This is a genomic window from Brevundimonas sp. ABV4_179, from assembly GCF_056311945.1.
The window spans coordinates 3,552,533-3,573,031 of the sequence record NZ_CM149976.1 but is presented as its reverse complement, the minus strand read 5'-3'; the positions used below and the strand labels follow the sequence as shown (position 1 = coordinate 3,573,031).

The 20,499-nt window shown below is 67.3% G+C and carries 23 protein-coding genes; 15 read left to right on the top strand and 8 right to left on the bottom strand.

Features of this window, described 5'->3' with window-relative positions:
* Nucleotides 1-1,737, bottom strand: coding sequence for a M1 family metallopeptidase (locus ACYX4P_RS17560; RefSeq protein WP_248118633.1), 1,737 nt, complete (start codon nt 1,735-1,737; stop codon nt 1-3).
* 111 nt (nt 1,738-1,848) lie between these two features.
* Complete coding sequence (rpmB, locus tag ACYX4P_RS17555; RefSeq protein WP_248118632.1) at nt 1,849-2,145, bottom strand: 50S ribosomal protein L28; 297 nt, start codon at nt 2,143-2,145, stop codon at nt 1,849-1,851.
* A gap of 217 nt (nt 2,146-2,362) precedes the next feature.
* Between rpmB and ACYX4P_RS17550 the strand changes: the two genes are divergently transcribed.
* On the top strand, nt 2,363-2,872 hold the full coding sequence (locus ACYX4P_RS17550; RefSeq protein WP_248118631.1) for a DUF3617 domain-containing protein: 510 nt from the start codon (nt 2,363-2,365) through the stop codon (nt 2,870-2,872).
* A 203-nt stretch (nt 2,873-3,075) separates the two neighbouring features.
* Here ACYX4P_RS17550 and ACYX4P_RS17545 read toward each other — a convergent pair whose 3' ends face one another.
* Both ACYX4P_RS17545 and fdxA read right to left on the bottom strand, forming a co-directional pair.
* Nucleotides 3,076-3,606, bottom strand: a complete 531-nt coding sequence (locus tag ACYX4P_RS17545; RefSeq protein ID WP_017505911.1) for a CarD family transcriptional regulator — start codon at nt 3,604-3,606, stop codon at nt 3,076-3,078.
* 302 nt (nt 3,607-3,908) lie between these two features.
* Entirely contained in the window at nt 3,909-4,250 is a 342-nt protein-coding gene (gene fdxA, locus ACYX4P_RS17540) for a ferredoxin FdxA (protein ID WP_017505910.1), read from the bottom strand.
* 197 nt (nt 4,251-4,447) lie between these two features.
* Between fdxA and ACYX4P_RS17535 the strand changes: the two genes are divergently transcribed.
* The gene (locus tag ACYX4P_RS17535) at nt 4,448-5,074 is read left to right on the top strand and encodes a YceI family protein (RefSeq protein WP_248118630.1); all 627 of its coding nucleotides are present in this window, start codon (nt 4,448-4,450) and stop codon (nt 5,072-5,074) included.
* Here the strand turns inward: ACYX4P_RS17535 and ACYX4P_RS17530 are convergent.
* Genes ACYX4P_RS17530 through ACYX4P_RS17515 form a run of 4 tightly spaced genes read right to left on the bottom strand, consistent with a single transcriptional unit; the run spans nt 5,061 to nt 9,853 of the window.
* Nucleotides 5,061-5,339, bottom strand: a complete 279-nt coding sequence (locus ACYX4P_RS17530) for an RNA-binding S4 domain-containing protein (protein WP_248118629.1) — start codon at nt 5,337-5,339, stop codon at nt 5,061-5,063. The genes ACYX4P_RS17535 and ACYX4P_RS17530 overlap by 14 nt on opposite strands.
* Nucleotides 5,336-7,825 carry a helicase-related protein gene (locus ACYX4P_RS17525; protein ID WP_248118628.1) on the bottom strand — a complete coding sequence of 830 codons (2,490 nt, stop codon included), beginning with the start codon at nt 7,823-7,825 and terminating at the stop codon, nt 5,336-5,338. Before ACYX4P_RS17525 ends, ACYX4P_RS17530 begins: the two co-directional genes overlap by 4 nt.
* 34 nt (nt 7,826-7,859) lie before the next feature.
* Nucleotides 7,860-8,471: a response regulator transcription factor gene (locus tag ACYX4P_RS17520; RefSeq protein WP_248118626.1), complete on the bottom strand. Its 612-nt coding sequence runs from the start codon at nt 8,469-8,471 to the stop codon at nt 7,860-7,862.
* Nucleotides 8,468-9,853: a two-component system sensor histidine kinase NtrB gene (locus tag ACYX4P_RS17515; RefSeq protein WP_292046059.1), complete on the bottom strand. Its 1,386-nt coding sequence runs from the start codon at nt 9,851-9,853 to the stop codon at nt 8,468-8,470. Before ACYX4P_RS17515 ends, ACYX4P_RS17520 begins: the two co-directional genes overlap by 4 nt.
* 348 nt (nt 9,854-10,201) lie before the next feature.
* Between ACYX4P_RS17515 and ACYX4P_RS17510 the strand changes: the two genes are divergently transcribed.
* Genes ACYX4P_RS17510 through ACYX4P_RS17450 form a run of 13 tightly spaced genes read left to right on the top strand, consistent with a single transcriptional unit; the run spans nt 10,202 to nt 20,428 of the window.
* Nucleotides 10,202-10,885 (top strand): TorF family putative porin, encoded by a 684-nt coding sequence (locus tag ACYX4P_RS17510; protein WP_248118621.1) that lies wholly within the window; start codon nt 10,202-10,204, stop codon nt 10,883-10,885.
* A 42-nt stretch (nt 10,886-10,927) separates the two neighbouring features.
* Nucleotides 10,928-12,844: a methyl-accepting chemotaxis protein gene (locus tag ACYX4P_RS17505; RefSeq protein ID WP_248118723.1), complete on the top strand. Its 1,917-nt coding sequence runs from the start codon at nt 10,928-10,930 to the stop codon at nt 12,842-12,844.
* Nucleotides 12,844-13,119 carry an STAS domain-containing protein gene (locus ACYX4P_RS17500; RefSeq protein WP_248118619.1) on the top strand — a complete coding sequence of 92 codons (276 nt, stop codon included), beginning with the start codon at nt 12,844-12,846 and terminating at the stop codon, nt 13,117-13,119. The genes ACYX4P_RS17505 and ACYX4P_RS17500 overlap by 1 nt, the downstream gene beginning before the upstream one ends.
* The gene (locus tag ACYX4P_RS17495) at nt 13,116-13,481 is read left to right on the top strand and encodes a response regulator (protein ID WP_248118617.1); all 366 of its coding nucleotides are present in this window, start codon (nt 13,116-13,118) and stop codon (nt 13,479-13,481) included. Before ACYX4P_RS17500 ends, ACYX4P_RS17495 begins: the two co-directional genes overlap by 4 nt.
* Before the next feature lie 27 nt (nt 13,482-13,508).
* Nucleotides 13,509-15,722: a chemotaxis protein CheA gene (locus ACYX4P_RS17490; protein WP_248118615.1), complete on the top strand. Its 2,214-nt coding sequence runs from the start codon at nt 13,509-13,511 to the stop codon at nt 15,720-15,722.
* A 3-nt stretch (nt 15,723-15,725) separates the two neighbouring features.
* The gene (locus ACYX4P_RS17485) at nt 15,726-16,181 is read left to right on the top strand and encodes a chemotaxis protein CheW (protein WP_476070122.1); all 456 of its coding nucleotides are present in this window, start codon (nt 15,726-15,728) and stop codon (nt 16,179-16,181) included.
* Nucleotides 16,178-17,038: a CheR family methyltransferase gene (locus tag ACYX4P_RS17480; protein ID WP_248118611.1), complete on the top strand. Its 861-nt coding sequence runs from the start codon at nt 16,178-16,180 to the stop codon at nt 17,036-17,038. Before ACYX4P_RS17485 ends, ACYX4P_RS17480 begins: the two co-directional genes overlap by 4 nt.
* Nucleotides 17,035-18,072: a protein-glutamate methylesterase/protein-glutamine glutaminase gene (locus tag ACYX4P_RS17475; protein WP_248118610.1), complete on the top strand. Its 1,038-nt coding sequence runs from the start codon at nt 17,035-17,037 to the stop codon at nt 18,070-18,072. The genes ACYX4P_RS17480 and ACYX4P_RS17475 overlap by 4 nt, the downstream gene beginning before the upstream one ends.
* A 15-nt stretch (nt 18,073-18,087) precedes the next feature.
* Nucleotides 18,088-18,477 (top strand): response regulator, encoded by a 390-nt coding sequence (locus ACYX4P_RS17470; protein ID WP_248118608.1) that lies wholly within the window; start codon nt 18,088-18,090, stop codon nt 18,475-18,477.
* A complete protein-coding gene (locus ACYX4P_RS17465; protein WP_248118606.1) occupies nt 18,474-19,016 on the top strand; it encodes a chemotaxis protein CheD in 543 nt (180 codons plus the stop codon). Before ACYX4P_RS17470 ends, ACYX4P_RS17465 begins: the two co-directional genes overlap by 4 nt.
* Nucleotides 19,017-19,018: 2 nt before the next feature.
* Nucleotides 19,019-19,369 carry a hypothetical protein gene (locus ACYX4P_RS17460; protein WP_248118604.1) on the top strand — a complete coding sequence of 117 codons (351 nt, stop codon included), beginning with the start codon at nt 19,019-19,021 and terminating at the stop codon, nt 19,367-19,369.
* A 4-nt stretch (nt 19,370-19,373) separates the two neighbouring features.
* Nucleotides 19,374-19,961: a response regulator gene (locus tag ACYX4P_RS17455; RefSeq protein ID WP_248118602.1), complete on the top strand. Its 588-nt coding sequence runs from the start codon at nt 19,374-19,376 to the stop codon at nt 19,959-19,961.
* The gene (locus tag ACYX4P_RS17450) at nt 19,958-20,428 is read left to right on the top strand and encodes a hypothetical protein (protein WP_248118600.1); all 471 of its coding nucleotides are present in this window, start codon (nt 19,958-19,960) and stop codon (nt 20,426-20,428) included. Before ACYX4P_RS17455 ends, ACYX4P_RS17450 begins: the two co-directional genes overlap by 4 nt.
* The last annotated feature ends 71 nt before the right edge of the window (nt 20,429-20,499 follow it).

The window sequence follows — 20,499 nt, the reverse complement described above, 5'->3', positions numbered from 1 at the left end:
CTATTTGGCCTCCGCCTTCGCCTTCTGCGTGGCCTTATAGGCCTGCAGGTCGTCGATCACGTCCATCTGGCGCAGCACCTTGTTTTGCGGGTCGATCAGGATATGGGCGCCGGGCGCGACAGCGATCTCGCCCCGGCCGCCCGTCATCGCCACCACCTGGACCCCGCCGTCGATCTCCACCTCGACCGGCATGGGGAAGACCCCGCCGTCGCCCGTCGTCCACTCCAGCCGCAACAGCCCGCCTTCGCGCGTCTGCTTCAGCACCGGCAGGGCGGCGTTGTAGAGGTAGCCCCGGAAGAACCAGCCATAGTCCTGGCCCGTCACCGCATTGACGATCTCCAGGAAGTCGCCGGTCGAACGATAGAGCGGCGCGAAATTGCCGGGCTGGGGATCGGGCCGCCCATAGACCAGTCGCGTGATCGCCTCGTGGAAGGCCGCGTCGCCGATCAGCATCCGCAGCGAATGGCTGATCAGCGAACCCTTGGAATAGATGTCGTTGCCCGGCCCGACATCGCCCTTGTAAACCTCATCCTCGGTCTTGGGCGCGCCCGAGACGACCGGATATTTGTTGATCAGCCCCTCGCGCTGATTGGCCAGTTCGCGCTGCATGTAGCGGTCGCCCAGCAGCCAGCGGGCGTAGAGCGGCTGCATGTAGCTGCCCAAACCTTCGTGCAGCCACATGTCGTCGGCGTTCTGATTGGTCAGCTGATTGCCGAACCATTCGTGGGCGAACTCGTGCTGCAACAGCCAGTCGTAGCCCCGGCCGTCGATCTTGTAGCCATTGCCATAGGCGTTGATGGTCTGATGCTCCATGCCCAGGTGCGGCGTCTCGACCACCCCCATCTTCTCGTCGCCGAAGGGATAGGGGCCGACCGTCGCCTCGAAGAAGTCGAGCATCTGCGGGAACTGGGCGAACAGGGCCTGGACCTGTTCCGGCGCATCCGACTTCAGATGCCAGTAGGCCATCGGGATGATGTTGCCGAACCGGCTGCGATAGTCGCTCGTCACCGCCTCATAGGGGCCGACGTTCAGGGCGATGGCGTAGGTGTTGGGCGATTTGGCCGACCAGTTCCAGGTGGTCCAGCCGTCGCCGTGATCGACCTTGCCCAGGAACCGGCCGTTGGACGGCGCCGACAGGTCGGACGGCACGGTGATATGCAGGTCGACCCGCCCCGGCTCGCCGTGCGGACTGTCGATGCAGGGCCAGAAGATGTCGCAGCCCTCGCCCTGGACGGCCGTGGCGATCCAGGGTTCGCCGGTCGGGGCGGTGGACCAGACGAAACCGCCGTCCCAAGGCGCGCGTGGCGCGACGCGCGGCTGGCCGGCGTAGGCGATCCGCAGAGCCGTCTTCTGTCCTGCCGCCAGCGGGCGGGGCAAGGCGACCGTCAGCCGTCCTTCCGGGTTGGACCAGCGGTCGGCGGGAATCTCCACCCCGTCCACCTGCACCGAGGATAGGGTCAGCAGCGTATCCAACTCGACCACCAGCCGCTCCAGCGGCGCGGTCGCGGTGAAGTCCAGAACGGCGACGGCGTCGATGGCCTTGTCGGCGGGTATGACCTTGATCGTCAGATCGGCCTTGTCGAACTGCATGGCCATCTGTTCGGCTGTGCGCGGTTGGTCCGTGGCCAGGGTGAAGGCGGTCGATTCGCGTGGCGGGGGGGCGGTCGGCTGCGGCGCGGTGGCGCAGGCGGCTAGGGCCGTCAGGCTGACGGCGGCGAGCAGGGTCTTGATGCGCATCGGACTTTCCCTTCCAGCGGCGGGAAAGGCTTAGCGCGGCAGGTCCGACGCGCAAAGAAAAAGGCCGGCGTCTCCGCCGGCCTCTTCCAGAACTTTATGACGTCGCCGGACTTAGGCGGCGGCTTGTTCGGCCAGCTTGGCGCGAACCTGACGCTTGATGCGCTGGGCGGCGATCGACAGCTGCTCGTCGCGGGCCTTGACGATGAAGGCGTCCAGGCCGCCCTTGTAGTCCAGGGTGCGCAGGGCGGCGTTCGAGATACGCAGGCTGAAGGTCTGGCCCAGCGAGTCCGACGTGACCTTGACCGTCTTCAGCGACGGCAGGAAGCGGCGCTTGGTCTTGATGTTCGAGTGGCTCACGTTGTGGCCGACCATGGGGCCGATACCGGTGAGTTCGCAACGACGCGACATCGTCAGATCCTTAAGGTGCGGCGTTCGCCCCAAAAACGCTGGGAGCAGACGCATGAAACAGTTGCGCGCGGGAACCAGCCCGCGCGAGAGGGGGCCGTATAAGGGAAGAGGCGGTTCGGCGTCAAGTCGAGTCTGGACGGGAACGGTCGATCCTTCGTCCGTCCGGGAACGGGGCCGTTCAGGCCTCGTTCAAATCCTGACCTTTATGCCCCATATCATGAACATCTCCCCTGAACAGAAGGCCGCCATGTCCCGTCCGTCGCTGATCGACCGCCTGCCCAAGAGGGCGCTCGCCGTTCTGGCCCCGGTGATGGTCGGCGGCGTCATGCTGGCCGCCCCCGCCATCGCACCCGCCCAGACGGCGGCCCAGAGCGAGGTCCTGCCGGGCTATTGGGAATACACCACCAGCGCGGTAGGTCAGCGCGACACCGAGCAGAAGTGCGTGCGCCCCAGCGAGATCAACCGCTTCTTCGGCGGTCTTTCGACCAACAAATGGCGCTGCACCTATCCGACGCGCGTGGTCGGGGGCGGAAACGCCCGGTTCGAGGGCACGTGTCAGGATCGCAAGGGCCGGCGCATCGCCGTGCGCCTGAACGGAACCTACACCGACACCAGCTTCAGCTTCCGCGGCGGCGCTCAGCTGGTGCGCGGCACCCCCTACATCCCCGCCAGCATCACCGCGCGCCGTCTAGCCGCCCAGTGCCCGGCGAACGCGGAATATTTCTGAAGGCGGGGGTGACGCTCAAATTTTGTCATCCTCGCCCTTTGTGGCGAGGATCCGTAGATTCAGATGTCTGCTGTAAGCCTCGATTTCGTCCGCGCCGGAAATCCGGCGTCAAGGGCCAGGATGACGGGTCCGGAAATAGGCGAGGCTGAAACAAAAAGGCCCCGGATCGCTCCGGGGCCTTTTCGTTTGTTCGACCGTGAAGCCTAGGCGGCTTCGGCGGTTGGGACCGGCTTCTTGGCGCTGAGCGACTTGGCCAGCAGTTCGACGGCGGCGTCCTTGTCGATCTTGTTGGCGGCTGCGACTTCGCGGGCCATGCGGTCCAGAGCCGATTCATAGAGCTGGCGCTCCGAATAGGACTGTTCCGGCTGGGTGTCGGCGCGGTGCAGGTCGCGGACCACTTCGGCGATGGAGATCAGGTCGCCCGAGTTGATCTTGGCTTCGTATTCCTGGGCGCGACGCGACCACATGGTGCGCTTGATGCGCGCCCGGCCCTTCAGGGTGGTCAGGGCCTTGGTCACGACGTCGTCGGCGGCCAGCGAGCGCAGACCCGCCGTCACGGCCTTCTTGGTCGGGACGCGCAGGGTCATCTTCTCGTGGTCGAAGGTCACGACATAGACTTCCAGCGACATGCCGGCGACTTCCTGCGTCTCGATCGCGGCGACCTTGCCGACGCCGTGCGCGGGATAGACGACCGCGTCGCCAACCTTGAACTCCAGACCAGTCTTGCTCGTCATATTCGTCCTTTCCCGGTCAGGGCCGGGCGACGCGAAGGCGCAGGAAACGCAAACAGAATCTCACCCGCCGGATCGCTCCGTCGGAGGGGATGATGTAGGGCGTCAAATGCGGAAACGGATCACCAAACCTCTGGCCGATCCCGTCTGTGGGCGGGATTCTGTCGCAAACACGGGCGGCGCGAAGTTTTCGCGGACCGCCCGATCCAATGAAACAGAACCTATCACAAATCTGCGGAATTTCAAAACGTCCACAAGGCGGACGCGGATCTGCCGCAAGGCTGGCCCGGGCCCGAGCCTTGGCGTCAGGACCCCTTGCCCGGTTTGGGGCTGAAGTATTTCTCGTACTTGCCGGTCTCGCGCTCGTACTGTTCGCGGTCGGCGGGGGGCGTGCCCTTGACGGTGATGTTGGGCCAGACCTTGGCGTATTCGGCGTTGACCTGCAGCCACTTGCCGTCCGGCTCGTCCTCGGTGTCGGGCACGATGGCGTCGACGGGGCATTCCGGCTCGCACACGCCGCAGTCGATGCATTCGTCCGGCGCGATGACCAGGAAGTTCTCGCCCTCGTAGAAGCAGTCCACCGGACACACCTCGACGCAGTCCATGAACTTACATTTCACGCAGGCGTCGGTGACGATGTAGGTCATTGGGCGGGGAACGAGCGTCAAACTGTGAGCGGGAGGCCTGCGACATGGCGGCCACGCAACCAACTGTCAACAGCAGGGCTTAAGGCGAGAGCCGTTCTCAGGGTGAATGGACGACATCCACCGCGCCTTGACAACGGTCAGGCTTAATCGCAACTGTATTGATTGCATATCCGCCCTTCCATCACAGGATCTCCCCCATGCGCACGCCCTTCGTGAAATACGCCCTCGCCGGCGCCCTGGCGCTCAGCCTCGCGGCCGGCGGCGCCGTGGTCGCCCAGGCCGCCCTGACCACGAACCCGACCGAGGTCACCGCCGGCAACTACGACCTGGAATCCAGCCACGGCAAGATCACGTGGTCGGTCAATCACTTCGGCCTGTCGACCTATACGGGCCAGTTCGTGAACGTGAAGGCCCAGCTGAAGCTTGACCCGGCCAATCCGTCGGCCTCGACGCTGACCGCCACCATTCCGCTGACCGACGTGGCGCCCAACGACGACCGGCTAAAGGCCCACCTGCAGACCGCCGACTTCTTCGACACCGCCAATCATCCGACCGCGACCTTCGTGTCGCGCTCGGTGACGGTCGATCCGTCTGATCGCAACGAAGCGACGGTGGTCGGCGACCTGACCCTGAAGGGCGTGACCAAGCCGGTCACCATTGAGGTGAAGTTCAACGGCGCCGGAACCGTCATGGGCGCCTACAAGTCCGGCTTCGACGGCGAAGCGACCATCAAGCGCTCGGACTTCGGCATCAACTACGCCCTGCCGGCCGTGTCCGACGAGGTGAAGCTGCACATCGAAGGCGAGTTCGTCATTCAAAAGTAAGGGCGTAGAGGGCGCGGGCTTCCTCGGCGGGTCCGCGCCTTTCACCCAGAGCCTCGACACGCAGGCTGACGACGCGCCCGTTCTGGGCGAAGGTCAGCCGGTCGCCGACGTGGACGCAGCGACTGGGCTTGTCCAGCCGCGTCTCGCGCCCGTGATGCGTCAGCCGCACGGCGCCGCGCTCGACCAGGCCGGCGGCCAGGCCCCGCGTCTTCACGAACCGGGCGCGCCACAGCCATATGTCGATGCGGCAGGCGTCCTCGCTCAAGCCTTTGCCTTCCGGCGCGGGCGGCGTCGCTTGGCGCGTGCGGGCGGCGCCTCCGTCAGGGCCGCCAGCGCCGCGAAGGGTGAATCCTTCACCGGCCTGGGCGCGGCGCCTGGCCTGTCCGGCTGTCTGGCGCGGTCGGTCTTCAGGGCGGCGATGACCTGTTTCGCCTGATCGGGGCTCCACCCTAGTTCGGTCAGAGCTTCGTCCGACAGCCGTCCGTGATTGGCGGCGCGCAGTTCAGCCATCCTCTCCAGCGTGTCGACCGGCGCCAGCCAGCGGCCCGCCAGACGCAGGCCATGCGCCGACAGCAGGCGCGGCGAGGGCGTCTCGACCGGGGTCGGGATCAGGTCGGGCGTCGCCGGGATCAGGGGCGCGGCGATGAAGGCTTGGGCGAAATGGCGTGCGCGGGGCTTCTGCAGGCCCGGCAGCCAGACCGAATGCACCCCGACGCGGATGGCGAAGCTTTTCAGCGTGCGCCGCTCCACCTGGCTCAGGGCGGCCAGATCGCGTTCGACCTCGCGCCGGTCGATCAGGCCCCCGGCTTCGATCAGGCGAAAGGCGACGCCGCGCGGCAGGCCCTTGAGGGCGCCGGTCTCGACCGCCTGACGCAGGCGGCGCAGATCACGCAGCGCCCGGCCAGCCTCCGAAGCCAGCCACGCCTCCAGCCGACGCTGCGCCCGCTCGCGCGCAGGCGTGGGGCCAAGATCGCCCAGCAGCCGAACCTGGGGTGAAAACGGATCGGCCCCCTGCGGCGTCGCTGTAATCTGGGCCGTCAGCACGCCGCGCCACAGCACCGCACCGTCGGGCGTGACCGAATAGGCGTCGTCGGTCTCGGCGGCCAACCGTCCCAGACGGCGGTTGATCTCGGGCGTCACGGCGCGGACGGCGGCCTGGCGCAAGGTCCGGTCTTCCAGCGCGGACGACCCCTTCTCCATCTGGAAATGGACACCCTGAAGCTGGCCCACCACCTGTCCCTCGACCGTCACCTCGCCGTCGTCGGCGACGCCTGCAAAGGTGTCGTCGCGCACGTTCAGGGCGCGCATCAGGGCGGTGGTGCGGCGATCCACGAACCGCGCGGTCAGACGTTCGTGCAACACGTCGGACAGCCGGTCCTCCAGCGCGCGGGTCTTGTCGCGCCAACCTTGGGCGTCGTGAACCCAGTCAGGCCGGTTGGCGATGTAGGAGAGGGTGCGCACGGCCGACAGCCGCGCTGAAAGTTGGTCGATCTGGCCGTCGTCACGGTCCACGAAGGCGAAGCGGGGCGCCATCCAGTCGTCCGCCAACCGCCCGCGCTTGCTGGTCAGGGCGGTGAAGACGTCCTTGGCCAGACGGCTGTGCTCATCCAACGTCGTCTTCTGGAAGTCCGGCAGCTGACACGCCTCCCACAGACGCATGATGGCCCCGCGCGAGCGGCCGATGCGGGCGATCTCCTCGTCCCTGATCAGGCGGCGCAGCAGGGTTTCGTCCAAGGCCTCCGCCGTCAGGCTGAGGCCCGACCGCTGGGGCGTGACGGTCAGGGACCGCAGCAGGTCGGGCAGGGTGTCAAAGTCCAGCCGGGCGTTGCGCCACTCCGCCGCCTCGACCGGATCGAACCGGTGTTCGACCACCTGTTCGACCAGATCGGGATCCAGGTCCTCGGCTTCGGCCGTCACGCCGAAAGTGCCGTCGCGCAGATGGCGGCCCGCTCGGCCCGCGATCTGGCCGATCTCATGGGCGTGCAGCCAGCGGGTCCGCCTGCCGTCGAACTTTCTCAGGCCCGCAAAGGCGACATGGTCCACGTCCATGTTCAGCCCCATGCCGATGGCGTCGGTGGCGACCAGGAAGTCGACCTCGCCCGACTGATACAGGGCCACTTGAGCGTTGCGGGTGCGGGGACTGAGCGAGCCCATGACCACCGCCGCCCCGCCGCGCTGACGCCGGATCAGCTCAGCGATGGCGTAAACCCGGTCGGTGGAGAAGGCGACGATGGCGCTGCGTCGAGGCAGGCGGGTCAGCTTCTTGGACCCCGCATAGGACAGGGTGGACAGGCGATCCCGCGTCACGATCTCGACGTCCGGGACCAGACGGCGGATCAGCGGCTCCATCGTGCCCGCGCCCAAGAACATGGTCTCGAACCGGCCGCGCGCGTGCAGCAGCCGCTGGGTGAAGACGTGGCCGCGCTCCGGGTCGGCGACCAGCTGGATCTCGTCGATAGCCAGGAACTCGACCGAGCGTTCCAGCGGCATCGCTTCGACCGTGCAGACGAAATAGTGCGGGCGCGTCGGGACGATCTTCTCCTCGCCCGTGATCAGGGCGACGGCGGCGGCCCCGCGCAACCTGACGATCCGCTCATAGATTTCCCGCGCCAGCAGCCGCAGCGGCAGGCCGATCATGCCCGAGGCATGACCCAGCATCCGCTCGACCGCCAGATGGGTCTTGCCGGTGTTGGTGGGGCCCAGAACCGCGGTGACGCGCGATGGGGCCAGGCCTGCGGACCGGTCGCTCATGATTGTTCTAAGGTGGCGACGATTTCGCTCCGGCTCAAGCGTCGCCTAGACGCATTCCGATCCGCACCAGGGTGGACAGGTTCGGCGCCTGCATCTTGGTCATCACCTTGGCGCGGAAAATCTCGACGGTGCGCGGGCTGATCTCCAGACGAAGGGCGATCTCCTTGTTGGAGCAACCGTCGATCAGGGCGTCGAACACCTGGCGCTCGCGGTTGGTCAGGGAGGCGAGGCGGCCTTGCGCCTCCTCGCGCGCGGCGCGTTCGGCCTCCAGCCCGCTCAGCGAGGCGATGCAGCGGCCGACGCTGTCCAGGATCTGCTGCGGATCGAACGGCTTTTCGATGAAGTCCGAGACGCCCGCCTTCATCAGCTGCACCGCCAGCGGCACGTCGGCGTGGCCGGTGATGACGATGACCGGCCAGCTGTCGCCGCGCAGGGTCTTCAATCGGCGCACAAGCTCCGGCCCCTCGACCCCCGGCATCCGAACGTCGGTGACGACGCAGGCGCTGGCGTCTGTCGGCAGGTCGCCCAGAAAGTCGTCGGCGCTGACGAAGGCTCGGGCGCGAAACCCGGCGCCGCGCAACATCAGGGTCAGGGCGTCGCGCATGGCGGGATCGTCGTCGACGATGAAGATGGAATGCGGGGTCATGGGGCTTCAGACTCCGTGGGGCGTGACAATCGAAACGTGAAACAGGCTCCGCCGTCCTGCGGACGGCTGACGACCAGGGCCGAGCCGTGGCTTTCGACAATGGAGCGGGTGACGGACAGGCCCAGGCCCATGCCGCCGGTCTTGGTCGAGATCATCGGGTCGAAGATGCGGTGCATCTGATCCTCGGCGATGCCCGGCCCATTGTCGCGCACCGAAATCTCGTAGCCCTCGGAGCCAAGCGTGCGACCGATCACCGTCACCAGACCGTCGTCGCGGTCCATGACCGCATCCACGGCGTTTCGGATCAGGTTGGCCAGGGCCTGCTGTAACTGGATGCGGTCGGCCAGCACCTGATCGTCCGCTCCGTCGGTTTCTATGCGAATGGCGACGCCGGTGTCCTGACCGATCAGGGCGATCACCGGCTCCAGGTCGCGAATGATCTGCGCGGCCCGCTCCTCGCTGAAGGCGCGCGACCCGTTGGAGATCATTTCGCGCATCCGCCGGATGATGTCGCCCGCGCGCAGCAACTGGGCCTTGGCCAGGTCCAGGGTGTCGACGGTCGGTTCGGCTGCGGGGCCGATCCGGGACAGATCGGTCCGACCTGCGTGCAGATAGACTGCGGCCGCGCTGAGCGGCTGATTCAACTCGTGCGCCAGCGTCGCGGCCATTTCGCCCATGGAGTTCAGACGCCAGACGCTGCTGAGGCGGTCGTTCAACTCACGTTCCTGGCGTCGGGTCGCCTCGGCCTGGCTCTGGTCCGTCAGGGTCAGGACGATCCGTTCCGGCGCGGCGTCGTCGGCCAGCTTATGCGCGTTGATGGTCAGGCGGACCGGCTCCTGGCCTGGACGCTCGATCAGCCACAGCCGGGACGCCTCGTCGCCCCGCGCCGAACCCTCAGCCGGCGTTGCGTCGAAACCGGGCGCCAGATCATCGAAACGTCGCCCGATGGCCTGTTGCGGTTCAAGCCCCAGCAGCGCGGCGGCGCTTCGGGTGATGCGCCGGATTCGGCCGCCGTCGTCCAGAGTGACCACGGACATGGAGGCCAGGATGGTGGTCAGCAGCGTCTTGCGATGCGCCAGGTTGCGGGCCAGGGTTTCGGCCGCATCGCGAGACGCCCGCAGGCGGCTGCAGGCCTCTGCCACGGCTAGCCCGACCAGGGCGAACAGGCCGCCGTTCGCCATCGTATCCACCACGCCGCCCCGTCTGACCGTCAGCTCTATCCCGACGATGGACAGAATGATCGACAGGAAGACCGAGCTGCGCGGCGCCAGAAGGGCGGTGATCATCACTGCCGGCACCATTGGCAGGTAATAGAATTTGGCGACGGGCTCCAGCGCCAGCCTCAATCCCATCGCCGCCAATACGCTGGTGCATGCGATCAAGGCGCCGCCCGGCCAGGTGTTCGCCAGGCGAAGGTTCAGAAAACCCCGCGCGCCAGCAAGGGGAAAGTCGCTTTTACCAGGGCTCATGCTGACGGACGCAAAACAGCCGGGCGCTCCCTTAGCCGTCTTTTCGGCGTATTTCGGTATAGGCCATCCTCTAATGCGGGGAAATACGTAATCCGCGGAGTTGAGGGCTGTGCGCGCAATCGGTGTGCCGCAGATGTGCGAAACAGAGGCTCGAAGCCGGCTGCGGCTACGCACTTCTACATAAGGATGAAATTCCGCCCGGCATTAATCATCGCCTCACGCTTGGAAAGCATATTGCGACGGTTCCAGGGGCTTTCGATCTTGCGTCGCCAAACCATTGCATTCCCAGCGGTCGTCGTAGGCCTCGTTTTCGCGTTTCCCCTTGTCGCCCAGGCGCAATCCCTTTCCGGCGAGGCGGGCGTCGCCAGCCAGTACGTCGGCAAGGGCCTGGGCAAGAGCGACGGCGACATCGCGCCCTTCGCCAAGGTCGAGACCGTGCTGGGCCAGGCTTACGTCAGCGTCTTCGCGACAGACGCCGCCGGGTCGCAGGGCTACGATATGGAAATCATATCGACCTTGGGCTGGCGGCCGAGAGCGGCGGGTTTCGCCTTCGATCTGGCCGTCCTGAACCGCGACCTGCCGGGCAGCCGCGCGGGCGTGGACGCCAACTATTGGGAATATCAGGCTGACGCCGCTCGCAAGCTGGGCCCGGTCGCGACGCGGATTCGCGTCAACTATTCGCCCGACGGTTTCGCCGCGACGAAGGCCGCCTGGTGGCTGGAGCTTCAGGGCGCCGTCGCAATGTCCGCCGCCACCAAGGTTTCGGCTGCCGTCGCTAATCGCATGGCGGACGGCGGGGTTGATTACAACGCCTGGAACCTGGGCGCCAAACGCCGACTGACCGACGCCGTCGGCCTGGATCTGCGCTGGTACGACACCGACCGCCACAACGCGGGCGAACCCTATGAAGGTCGCCTCGTGGCCTCCGCCGCCTATTCGTTTTGATTGACCCAGTAAGGGGATATTGAGTTGAAGCTTATCGAAAACATGCCGGTCGGCCGAAAGCTGTTCACGGCCTTCGCCCTTGTGCTGACGACCATCGCCGTAATGGGCGTGGTCATCGTCGCCAGTTTGGTCAGGATCAATGCGGCCGGCGATCAAAGGACGTTGGAGAACAAGGCGATCCGCGACGCCGCCGCCGCCGAGTTCTATGTCACGCGCCAGGAAAACGCCTTCCGCGGGTATCTTCTGTCCGAGGATCCCTATTATCGTCAGCGGGTCGATGAGCATCGCGCCAAGTTCCTCGAGGCGATGGAGGAACTGCGTGATGACCTCTCGGGCCAGCGCGAGACGCCGATCGACCGGGCGATCCAGGCCAACACCGTATGGTACGAGAACGTGGTCGTGGCGGGATCGGCCATGATGGCGAATGGTCGCAAGGCCGAGGCGCTTGGCCTTGTGGGGCGCAAGGGTCTGGCCGACACCTATCTGGCGCCGCTGGAAACAGCGATCGACGAGATCAAGGAAGCGAACACCGCTGCGGTCGCTGCTGCGCGGCAGGCGCAGTCGCAGGCCTCCAACGCCGCCATGGTCGCCGTCGTCGCCGGCCTGATCGCGGCCCTGCTGATCGCCCTGGCGGCGGGTTTCCTGACCTCGCGCGCGATCGTGCGTCCGCTGTTCGCCATCATCGGCCATATGCAGAAGCTGATGGCGGGCGACACGGGGATCCAGATTTCCGGGGCGAACCGCAAGGATGAGTTCGGCAAGATGAGCCAGGCTGTCGTGGCCTTCCGCGACGCCGCCGTCGAAAAAATGCGCATCGAACAGGAAGCCCTGGCCCAGCGTTCGCTGTCTGAGCAGGAGCGTGCGGCCAACGAGGCGGAGAAGGCCAGGATCGCGGCCGAGGACAAGGCGGCCCTCGAGGCCCTGGCCACCGGCCTGTCGGCCATGGCGAACGGGGATCTGACGCACCGCTTCACCCTGGAGGTGGCGCCGCGAGCCGAGCGGTTGAAGTCCGACTTCAACGCCGCCATCGCCCAGCTTCAGGGCGCGGTGTCTGTGGTCGTCGCCAATGTGGCGGGCATCCGCTCGGGCGCGGGCGAGATCAGCCAGGCCGCCGACGACCTGTCGCGACGCACCGAACAACAGGCCGCCAGCCTGGAAGAGACCGCCGCAGCCCTGGATCAGATCACCGCCACGGTGAACAAGACCGCCTCGGGCGCGCGCCAGGCGTCGGATGTCGTCCAGGCCGCGCGCGGCGACGCCGAGAAAAGCGGCGTGGTGGTGCGCGACGCCGTCTCCGCCATGACGGCCATCGAGACCTCCTCGTCGCAGATCAGCCAGATCATCGGGGTGATCGACGAGATCGCCTTCCAGACCAACCTTCTGGCCTTGAACGCGGGAGTGGAGGCGGCGCGGGCTGGCGACGCCGGTCGCGGCTTCGCGGTCGTGGCGTCGGAGGTTCGCGCCCTGGCCCAGCGTTCGGCCGAGGCCGCCAAGGAGATCAAGACCCTGATCTCGGCCTCGACGGGCCAGGTCGGCGCGGGCGTCAAACTGGTCGGCGAGACCGGGGAGGCGCTGCAACGGATCGTGGACCGGGTCGCCGAGATCGACAGCCTGGTCACCGAAATCGCCGCCTCGGCCCAGGAGCAGGCCGTCGGCCTGGCCCAGGTCAATACGGCCGTGAACCAGATGGATCAGGTCACCCAGCAGAACGCCGCCATGGTCGAACAGTCCACCGCCGCCAGCCATTCGCTGGCCCAGGAAGCGGAAAGCCTGCAGGCCTCGGTGGCCCAGTTCCGGGTCGGCGAAAGCCCGTTGCGGATGGCCCCGGTCGCACCGCCGCGCGCATCCGCCCCGTCCGCGCCCAGCCGAATGGTCGCCGCGCTGAAGACCCTGGGACGCGGCGGCGCCGCCCTGAAGCCGCAACCCGCGCCTACCGAAGACGGATGGGAGGAGTTCTGATGGCCGATCTGCTGGTTCTGCCCGAAATCCTGGACCTGAAGGCGGCGGCGCCGCTGAAGGCCGAGCTCCTGGCGCGACGCGGCCGCGACCTGGTGCTGGACGCCTCCGGCGTCCAGCGGCTGGGTGGTCTTTGCCTTCAGGTGCTGCTGTCGGCCGCCCGAACCTGGGCCGCCGATGGCGTCAACCTAAGGTTAGGTTCTGTGTCGCAACCTTTGGGCGAACAATGGGCGGCTTTCGGCGCGCCCGATCTGATCAACGAAGGGGCTCAAGCGTGACCAAGACCGTTTTGACGATCGACGATTCGCGCACCATGCGGGACATGCTGTTGCTGGCGCTGGAGGATGCGGGCTATACCGTGATCCAGGCCGTGGACGGGATCGACGGTCTGGAAACCCTGGCCGCGCGGGGCGCCGACGTCGTCATCACCGACATCAACATGCCGCGCATGGACGGGTTCGGGGTGATCGAGGGCGTGCGCGCCGATCCGAACCACCGCGCCACGCCCGTCCTGGTCCTGACCACCGAAAGCGATGTCGAGAAGAAGGCGCGCGCCCGCGCGGCCGGCGCCACGGGCTGGATCGTCAAACCCTTCGACCCCGCAAAGCTGGTGGACGCCGTTCGCCGCGTCGCGGCCTGATCGACACGCCCGCCGGACCCGCAATCAATGGACGCCTTCGAATCCATCAAAGCCACCTTCTTCCAGGAATGCGACGAACTGCTCGCGGACCTGGAGGCCAAGCTGATGCTGCTTGAGCAGGGGCAGACGGACCTGGAGACGATCAACGCCGTCTTCCGCGCCGTCCACTCCGTCAAGGGCGGGGCGGGGGCCTTCGGGCTGGAGGCGCTGGTCCGGTTCGCCCATGTGTTCGAAACCCTGATGGACGAGTTGCGCGCGGGCCGGAAACCGTGCGACGCGGTCACGATCAAGACCCTGCTGCGCGCCTCCGACGTGCTGGCCGATCATATCCAGGCCGCCCAGGGGCTGATCCCGCCGGTGGACGAGGCGCGCTCGGCCGCCCTGGTCGGCGAACTGGAGGTCCTGACGCATGGCGGCGAGGCTCCGCCGCCCGTCATGGAGGAAGACGACGACTTCGGCTTCACCCCCATGGCTTTCGATATGGCGTTGGACGAACCCGCCGCGCCCATGGGCGCCGCCCCTGCCGGGTGGCGGATCGTGTTCAGGCCGATGGGGCGGATGTACGCCAACGCCAACGAGGCGGGCCTGCTGCTGCGCGAACTGGGACGGCTTGGCCCGACCCAGGTCAACCTGGACGACAGCGCGGTTCCCACGCTGGACGCCCTGTCGGTCGAAGACGGCTGCCTGACCTGGACTGTCGATCTGTCGGCCGATGTGGACGAGGCCGAGGTGCGCGAGGTTTTCGACTTCGTGGAAAGCGACTGCGACCTGACCATCACGCCGCTGGGCGAGGCGTCCGACGCCGTCCCTGATGCTTCCGCCGCCGCCGTTGTCTTTGAGGACGAGCCAGCCGCGATCCTGCCCGCCGCCGACGATCTGGACATCGCCGCCCTGCTGGCCCGCGCGACCGGCGCTGTGGCTGACCTCGTACCGGAGGCGGCGTCCGAAGCCGTGCCCGAAATCCCGGCCTTCGTCGCCCCCGCGCCTGAACCGGCCCCGGCCGCCATGCCGATGGCGACGCCCGCCGCCTCGGCCGCCGCGCCCGTCACGATCCGGGTCGATCTGGATCGGGTGGATCGTCTGATAAACGTGGTGGGGGAACTGGTCATCCAGCAGGCCATGCTGTCCCAGCGCGTGCTGGAAAGCGGCCTGGCCCGGTCCTCGGGCATCGCGCTCGGCATGGAGGATCTGGAGCTTCTGACGCGCGAGATTCAGGACAGCGTCATGGCCATCCGCGCCCAGCCGGTGAAATCGGTGTTCCAGCGTATGCCGCGACTGGTGCGCGAGGTCGCGGACATGGTCTCCAAACAGGTTCGCCTGGTCACGGCCGGCGAGGATACCGAGGTTGACAAGACCGTGGTCGAACGCCTGGCCGAGCCGATCACCCACATGCTCCGCAACGCCATCGACCATGGGCTGGAAACGCCCGAGGAGCGTGTCGCCGCCGGCAAGCCGGCCGAAGGAACGGTGCGTCTGGCCGCCCTGCACCGCTCGGGTCGGATCGTCATCGAAATCGCCGACGACGGACGCGGCATCAATCGCGAGCGGGTCAGGAAGATCGCCGTGGACAAGGGTCTGATCGCGCCCGACGCCGCGCTCAGCGACGAACAGGTCGACAATCTGATTTTCGCGCCCGGCTTCTCCACCGCCGCCGTGGTGTCCGACATTTCGGGCCGTGGCGTGGGCATGGACGTGGTCAAACGTTCGATCCAGGCCCTGGGCGGCCGCATCTCCATCAGCTCGGTTCCGGGCAAGGGCTCGACCTTCACCCTCAGCCTGCCGCTGACCCTGGCGGTGATGGACGGGATGGTCGTCACCGCCGCCGAGCAGACCCTGATCGCGCCGCTGCCCGCCATCGTCGAAAGCCTGACGCCCCAGGCTGTCGATCTGCACCATGTCGGCGGCGTCGATCCGGTCATCCGTTTCCGCGACCGCTTCCTGCCGCTGATCGACGTGGCCTTCATCATGGGCTTCAGCAGCACGCCCATCGATCCCACCGGCGGCGTCGCCGTAGTGGTCGAGACCGAGGGTGGTCAGCAGGCAGCCCTGCTTTTCGAGGCGATCCAGGGCCAGCGCCAGGTCGTCATCAAGAGCCTGGAGACCAACTACCAGCCGGTGGAAGGCGTCGCCGCCGCCACCATCCTGGGCGACGGCCGCGTCGCCCTGATCCTCGATATCGACGTTCTTGTCGCCGACATGCGCCGCAAGGCGGCCCGCCCCGACCTCAAGCTTGCGAGCTGATTCATGACCGAAGCCAAAGACCCCCAGCGCGAACTGATCGCCTTCCGCATCGGCGCCCAGGAGTTCTGCGTCGACATCATGTCGGTGCGCGAGATCCGCGGCTGGACGCCGGCGACGCCCCTGCCGCGTTCGCCCGGCTATATGAAGGGCGTGATCAACCTGCGCGGCACCGTCCTGCCCATCATCGACCTGGGCGCGCGTTTCGGGCTCGAGACGTCCGAGCCGACGGCCCGCCACGTCATCATGGTCGCCCACATCGGCGGCCGGATGGTCGGCCTGCTGGTCGACGCCGTGTCCGACATCCTGCAGATGAGCGAGGCGGCGGTCCAGCCGACGCCCGATGTCGCCAGCGACCGCGTGAAGACCTTCGTCAAGGGCCTCTTCTCCATCGACGGCCGCATGATCAGCCTGATCGAACTGGATCACATCCTGCCGCAGGTCGAGGCCGAAGCCGCATGAACGCCGCCGCCGGTCGGGGATCTATCGTCGAGGGGGAGTTCGTCTTCACCGCGGATGATTTCCGCCACATCGCCGAAATGCTGCACGCCCACGCGGGCATCGCCCTGAACGAGGGCAAGGCGGCCCTGGTCTATTCGCGCCTGGCCAAGCGGCTGCGGACCCTGGGTCTGACCAGCTTTCGCGACTACTGCGCCCTGATCGAGGGGGTGGGCGGGGTGGACGAACGTCAGAAGATGACGGCGGCCCTGACCACCAATGTCACCCGCTTCTATCGCGAGCCGCACCATTTCGACGACCTGCGCGACCGGGTCATGCCGGAACTGGCCGCGCGCGCCCGCGCCGGCGGGCGGGTGCGCCTATGGTCGGCGGCCTGTTCGAACGGGCAGGAGCCGTATTCCATGGCCCTGACTGTGCTCCAGGCCCTGCCCGAGGCGGCGGACCTGGACGTTCGGATCCTGGCCACCGACATCGATCCCAACATGGTCGCGCAGGGCCATGACGGGACCTATTCCGAAGAGGCGCTGGAGCCGGCCCCCGTCACCCTGTGGCGCAAATATTTCGACCGCGCCGACCGCGGACAGTGGACGGCGGGCCAGCAGCTGAAGCGTTTGGTCAGCTTCAAGGAACTGAACCTGATCGGCGATTGGCCGATGAAGGGCCGGTTCGACGTCATCTTCTGCCGCAACGTGGTCATCTATTTCGACGACGCGACCCAGGAACGGGTGTGGCGGCGCTTCACGCCCCTGATGACGCCCGGCGCCACCCTCTACATCGGCCATTCCGAACGGGTGTCAGGGCCCGCAACCAGCCAGTTGCAGACCGCCGGCCTGACCACCTATCGCCTGGCGGCCGCATGAGCCCCGTGCGCGTCCTGGTCGTCGACGACAGCCTGACCATGCGCGGCCTGATCTCGGCCGCGCTCAAGTCTGACCCGGAGATAGAGGTCGTCGGCACGGCCGCCGATCCCATCGAGGCGCGCGCGGCCATCAAGGCCCTGAACCCCGACGTCATCACACTGGACGTCGAGATGCCCAATATGAACGGGCTGGAGTTCCTGGAAAAGATCATGCGGCTGCGGCCGATGCCGGTGGTCATGGTCTCGACCCTGACGGCCGCCGGGACCGACGTGACCCTGGCCGCGCTGGAGATCGGGGCCGTGGACGCGGTGGCCAAGCCGGCGGTCGCCAGCGTCGGCGCCTTCCACGACCTGATCGGCAAGGTGAAGACCGCCGCCCGCTCGCGCGTCCGCGCCAGGGGCGACACGCCGGCCGCCGCCGAGGCCCCGCGCGCCTATCGCCCCGCACCCGATCATGTCCTGGCCATCGGCTCGTCCACCGGCGGGGTCGAGGCCCTGCTGACCGTGCTCAGCGGCTTTCCCGCCAACTGCCCCGCCACCGTCATCACCCAGCATATGCCGGCGACCTTCACCGCCAGTTTCGCCGCTCGTCTGGACCGCGTCTGCGCCCCGACCGTGACCGAGGCCGTGGACGGCGCGCCGCTTCAGCCTGGCCACATCTATCTGGCGCCCGGCGGCGCGACCCATCTGGAGGTCTCGCCCGGCCTGACCCCGCGCTGTCGGTTGGTCCCCAGCGATCCGGTCAACGGCCATCGACCGTCCGTCGACGTTCTGTTCGAATCCGTCGTGCGGCTGAAGCGTCCGATGACGGGCGTCATCCTGACCGGCATGGGCCGCGACGGCGCAAAGGGCCTGTTGGCCATGCGCCAGGCCGGCGGTCGCACCCTGGGCCAGGACGAAGCGTCCTGCGTCGTCTATGGCATGCCCAAGGCCGCCTTCGACCTGGGCGCCGTGGAGCGCCAGTTGCCGCTGCACCGCCTGTCACCCGCCATTCTCGAATCGTGCGCCGATCCGGCCGCACGATCAGTCGCCTAGATCGGGAGCGTAACCATGCCCGCCGCCGCTGCTCTGCAATGTCTGGTCGTCGATGATCAGATGACCATGCGCTCCCTGGTTCGAACCAGTCTTCAGCAGCTCGGCGTGCGCGATATCCGCGAGGCGGCCGACGGCGAGATCGCTCTGCGCGAAATCGTCACCAAGCCCGCCCATCTGATCATCTCGGACTACAATATGCCGAACCTGGACGGCCTGGGCCTGCTGCGCGCCGTCCGCGCCCACCCGCCTACGTCCAAGACCGCCTTCATCATGCTGACCGGCCGCGCCGACCGCGAATTGGTGCAGCGCGCGGTGCAGTTCGGCGTGAACAACTATCTGGTCAAACCCTTCACGGTCGCCCAGCTGAAGGGCAAGCTGGAAGCCGTCTTCGGACCGCTGACATGACCTCATCGGCCGTGACAGACAGCGTGGAGACACGGGTTCACGTCGGTCAGGGCGAACATTTCATCACGTCCGATCCCAACGTCGTCCTCAGCACCATCCTGGGCTCGTGCGTGGCCATGTGTTTGCGCGACCCCCTGGCGGGCGTCGGCGGCATGAACCACTTCCTGCTGCCTGAAGGCGCAGGGGCGGGGACGGATGCGGGCCGCCGCTACGGGGCCTACGCCATGGAACTGCTGATCAATGACCTGCTCAAGGCCGGCGGGCGTCGCGAACGGCTGGAGGCCAAGCTGTTCGGCGGCGGGCGGATGTTCGACAGTCTGCGCGACGTCGGCCGCGCCAACGCCGACTTCGCCGAACGCTTCCTGCGCGACGAGGGGATTCGCGTGGTGGGCGGCAGTCTGCGCGGCGACGGCGGACGACGCCTGCACTACTGGCCCGTCGCCGGTCGCGCCCTGCAACGCGCCGTGACCGACGTGGTCGCGCCCAGGCCCGCGCCCGTCGCAGCCCCGGTCGGCGCCGGCGCGCTGGAACTGTTCTGACCATGAGCGCCCCGTCCGACCACGCCGATCTGCTGGCCGCCGTCTCCGACGAGCTGATGCGGGTGCGCCAGGGCGTCGACGGGATCGAGGCCCTGGTCGGCGACCTGGTCCGCCACGCGCCGCCCGATGAGCGTTCGCACGCCCTGACCCAGGCCCAGGCGCTGGACGCCCTGACCCAGCGCATCGAGGCCCTGTCCGGCGTTCTGCGGCTGTTGAGCGGCGGCGCCAGCCCGTCCGACGCCGTCAGCCAGGTGCCGCTCGCCGACATGGCCGGCCGCCTGCGGCCCGCCGCCGGCCAGCATCGCCCGATCTCCGGCGCAGGCGCCGACGCCGGCGACCTGATGCTGTTCTGATGTCATGACAAAGAACGACCGGGTCAATCTGGCGCATACCACGGTCCTCCTGATCGACGATCAGCCCACGTCCTTGGATATGCTGGCCTCCATCGTCCAGGGCTTCGGCTGCAAGGAGCAGATCAAATGCAACTCGGCGCAAGGGGCGGTCGAACTGCTGGCCCGTCGCGCCGTCGATCTGATCCTGATCGACTGCATCATGCCGGAGATGGATGGCTACGAGTTCGTGCGCTGGCTGCGCCGCGACGCTCCGACGCCGACCCGATACGTCCCCGTCATCATGATCCTGGGTCATGCGTCCCAGGCCAAGGTGCATCAGGGCCGCGACTGCGGCGCCAGCTTCATCGTGGCCAAGCCCCTGTCGCCCGCTCTTCTGCTTAAACGCATCGTCTGGCTGGGCGGCGAGGACCGCGATTTCGTCGACGCCGCCCACTACGTCGGGCCCGACCGTCGGGTGCGCAACTACGGCCCGCCGACCGGCGACGGCCGGCGCGAGGGGGACCTGTCCGGCGAACTGGGCGAGGCGGTGGAAGAGAATATGGATCAGGACGCCATCGACATGATGATGAAACCGATGAAGGTCAGTCTGTGACGGACGCGCCGGCCAAGCCCATCATCCGTAAGGTCCATACCTCGCTGCAGCGTCAGATGGCCCGCCCCGGCGGACGGCTGATCGCCGAGGCCGAATCCCGCGCCAATCAGGCCCTGGAAGGCCAGCGCGACCATGTGTTCTCGCTGCTGAAGAGCAAGATCGACGCCGTGGAGGGCCTTTGCGCCAGCCGTCCGGCCGAGGCCCCGGCGCAGGTCTACGCTTGCGCGTCGGCCATGGTCGACATGGCCGGCTTTCTGGATGTGCCGACCTTCTTCGATGCGGCCTTCAGCCTGTGCGAAATCGCCGATCGCATGCGCGCCGCCGGCGTCTGGTCCTGGCCCTCTGTCGAGGTCCATGTCCGCGTGCTGCGGATCACCCTGGCCGACGCCGGCCAGCCCACGCCTGAATCCAAACGCCTTTTGGAAGGGCTGAACGCCCTGACCGCACACGTCCCTCCCGTGGATTAACGCACCGGCCGTGACTGGCGGAACAAGCGCGAAACGAATCAGGACCGAATCGCCGACACCGCCCCATTCGT

Excerpts from the sequence above, each read along its gene's own strand:
- ACYX4P_RS17480 (WP_248118611.1), top strand. The coding sequence starts at position 16,178 with ATGAACGCCGCCGCCGGTCGGGGATCTATCGTCGAGGGGGAGTTCGTC.
- ACYX4P_RS17490 (WP_248118615.1), top strand. The coding sequence starts at position 13,509 with ATGGACGCCTTCGAATCCATCAAAGCCACCTTCTTCCAGGAATGCGAC.
- ACYX4P_RS17505 (WP_248118723.1), top strand. The coding sequence starts at position 10,928 with ATGCCGGTCGGCCGAAAGCTGTTCACGGCCTTCGCCCTTGTGCTGACG.
- ACYX4P_RS17500 (WP_248118619.1), top strand. The coding sequence starts at position 12,844 with ATGGCCGATCTGCTGGTTCTGCCCGAAATCCTGGACCTGAAGGCGGCG.
- ACYX4P_RS17525 (WP_248118628.1), bottom strand. The coding sequence starts at position 7,825 with ATGAGCGACCGGTCCGCAGGCCTGGCCCCATCGCGCGTCACCGCGGTT.
- ACYX4P_RS17460 (WP_248118604.1), top strand. The coding sequence starts at position 19,019 with ATGAGCGCCCCGTCCGACCACGCCGATCTGCTGGCCGCCGTCTCCGAC.
- fdxA (WP_017505910.1), bottom strand. The coding sequence starts at position 4,250 with ATGACCTACATCGTCACCGACGCCTGCGTGAAATGTAAGTTCATGGAC.
- ACYX4P_RS17520 (WP_248118626.1), bottom strand. The coding sequence starts at position 8,471 with ATGACCCCGCATTCCATCTTCATCGTCGACGACGATCCCGCCATGCGC.
- rpmB (WP_248118632.1), bottom strand. The coding sequence starts at position 2,145 with ATGTCGCGTCGTTGCGAACTCACCGGTATCGGCCCCATGGTCGGCCAC.
- ACYX4P_RS17535 (WP_248118630.1), top strand. The coding sequence starts at position 4,448 with ATGCGCACGCCCTTCGTGAAATACGCCCTCGCCGGCGCCCTGGCGCTC.
- ACYX4P_RS17455 (WP_248118602.1), top strand. The coding sequence starts at position 19,374 with ATGACAAAGAACGACCGGGTCAATCTGGCGCATACCACGGTCCTCCTG.
- ACYX4P_RS17475 (WP_248118610.1), top strand. The coding sequence starts at position 17,035 with ATGAGCCCCGTGCGCGTCCTGGTCGTCGACGACAGCCTGACCATGCGC.
- ACYX4P_RS17465 (WP_248118606.1), top strand. The coding sequence starts at position 18,474 with ATGACCTCATCGGCCGTGACAGACAGCGTGGAGACACGGGTTCACGTC.
- ACYX4P_RS17485 (WP_476070122.1), top strand. The coding sequence starts at position 15,726 with ATGACCGAAGCCAAAGACCCCCAGCGCGAACTGATCGCCTTCCGCATC.
- ACYX4P_RS17560 (WP_248118633.1), bottom strand. The coding sequence starts at position 1,737 with ATGCGCATCAAGACCCTGCTCGCCGCCGTCAGCCTGACGGCCCTAGCC.
- ACYX4P_RS17550 (WP_248118631.1), top strand. The coding sequence starts at position 2,363 with ATGAACATCTCCCCTGAACAGAAGGCCGCCATGTCCCGTCCGTCGCTG.
- ACYX4P_RS17470 (WP_248118608.1), top strand. The coding sequence starts at position 18,088 with ATGCCCGCCGCCGCTGCTCTGCAATGTCTGGTCGTCGATGATCAGATG.
- ACYX4P_RS17545 (WP_017505911.1), bottom strand. The coding sequence starts at position 3,606 with ATGACGAGCAAGACTGGTCTGGAGTTCAAGGTTGGCGACGCGGTCGTC.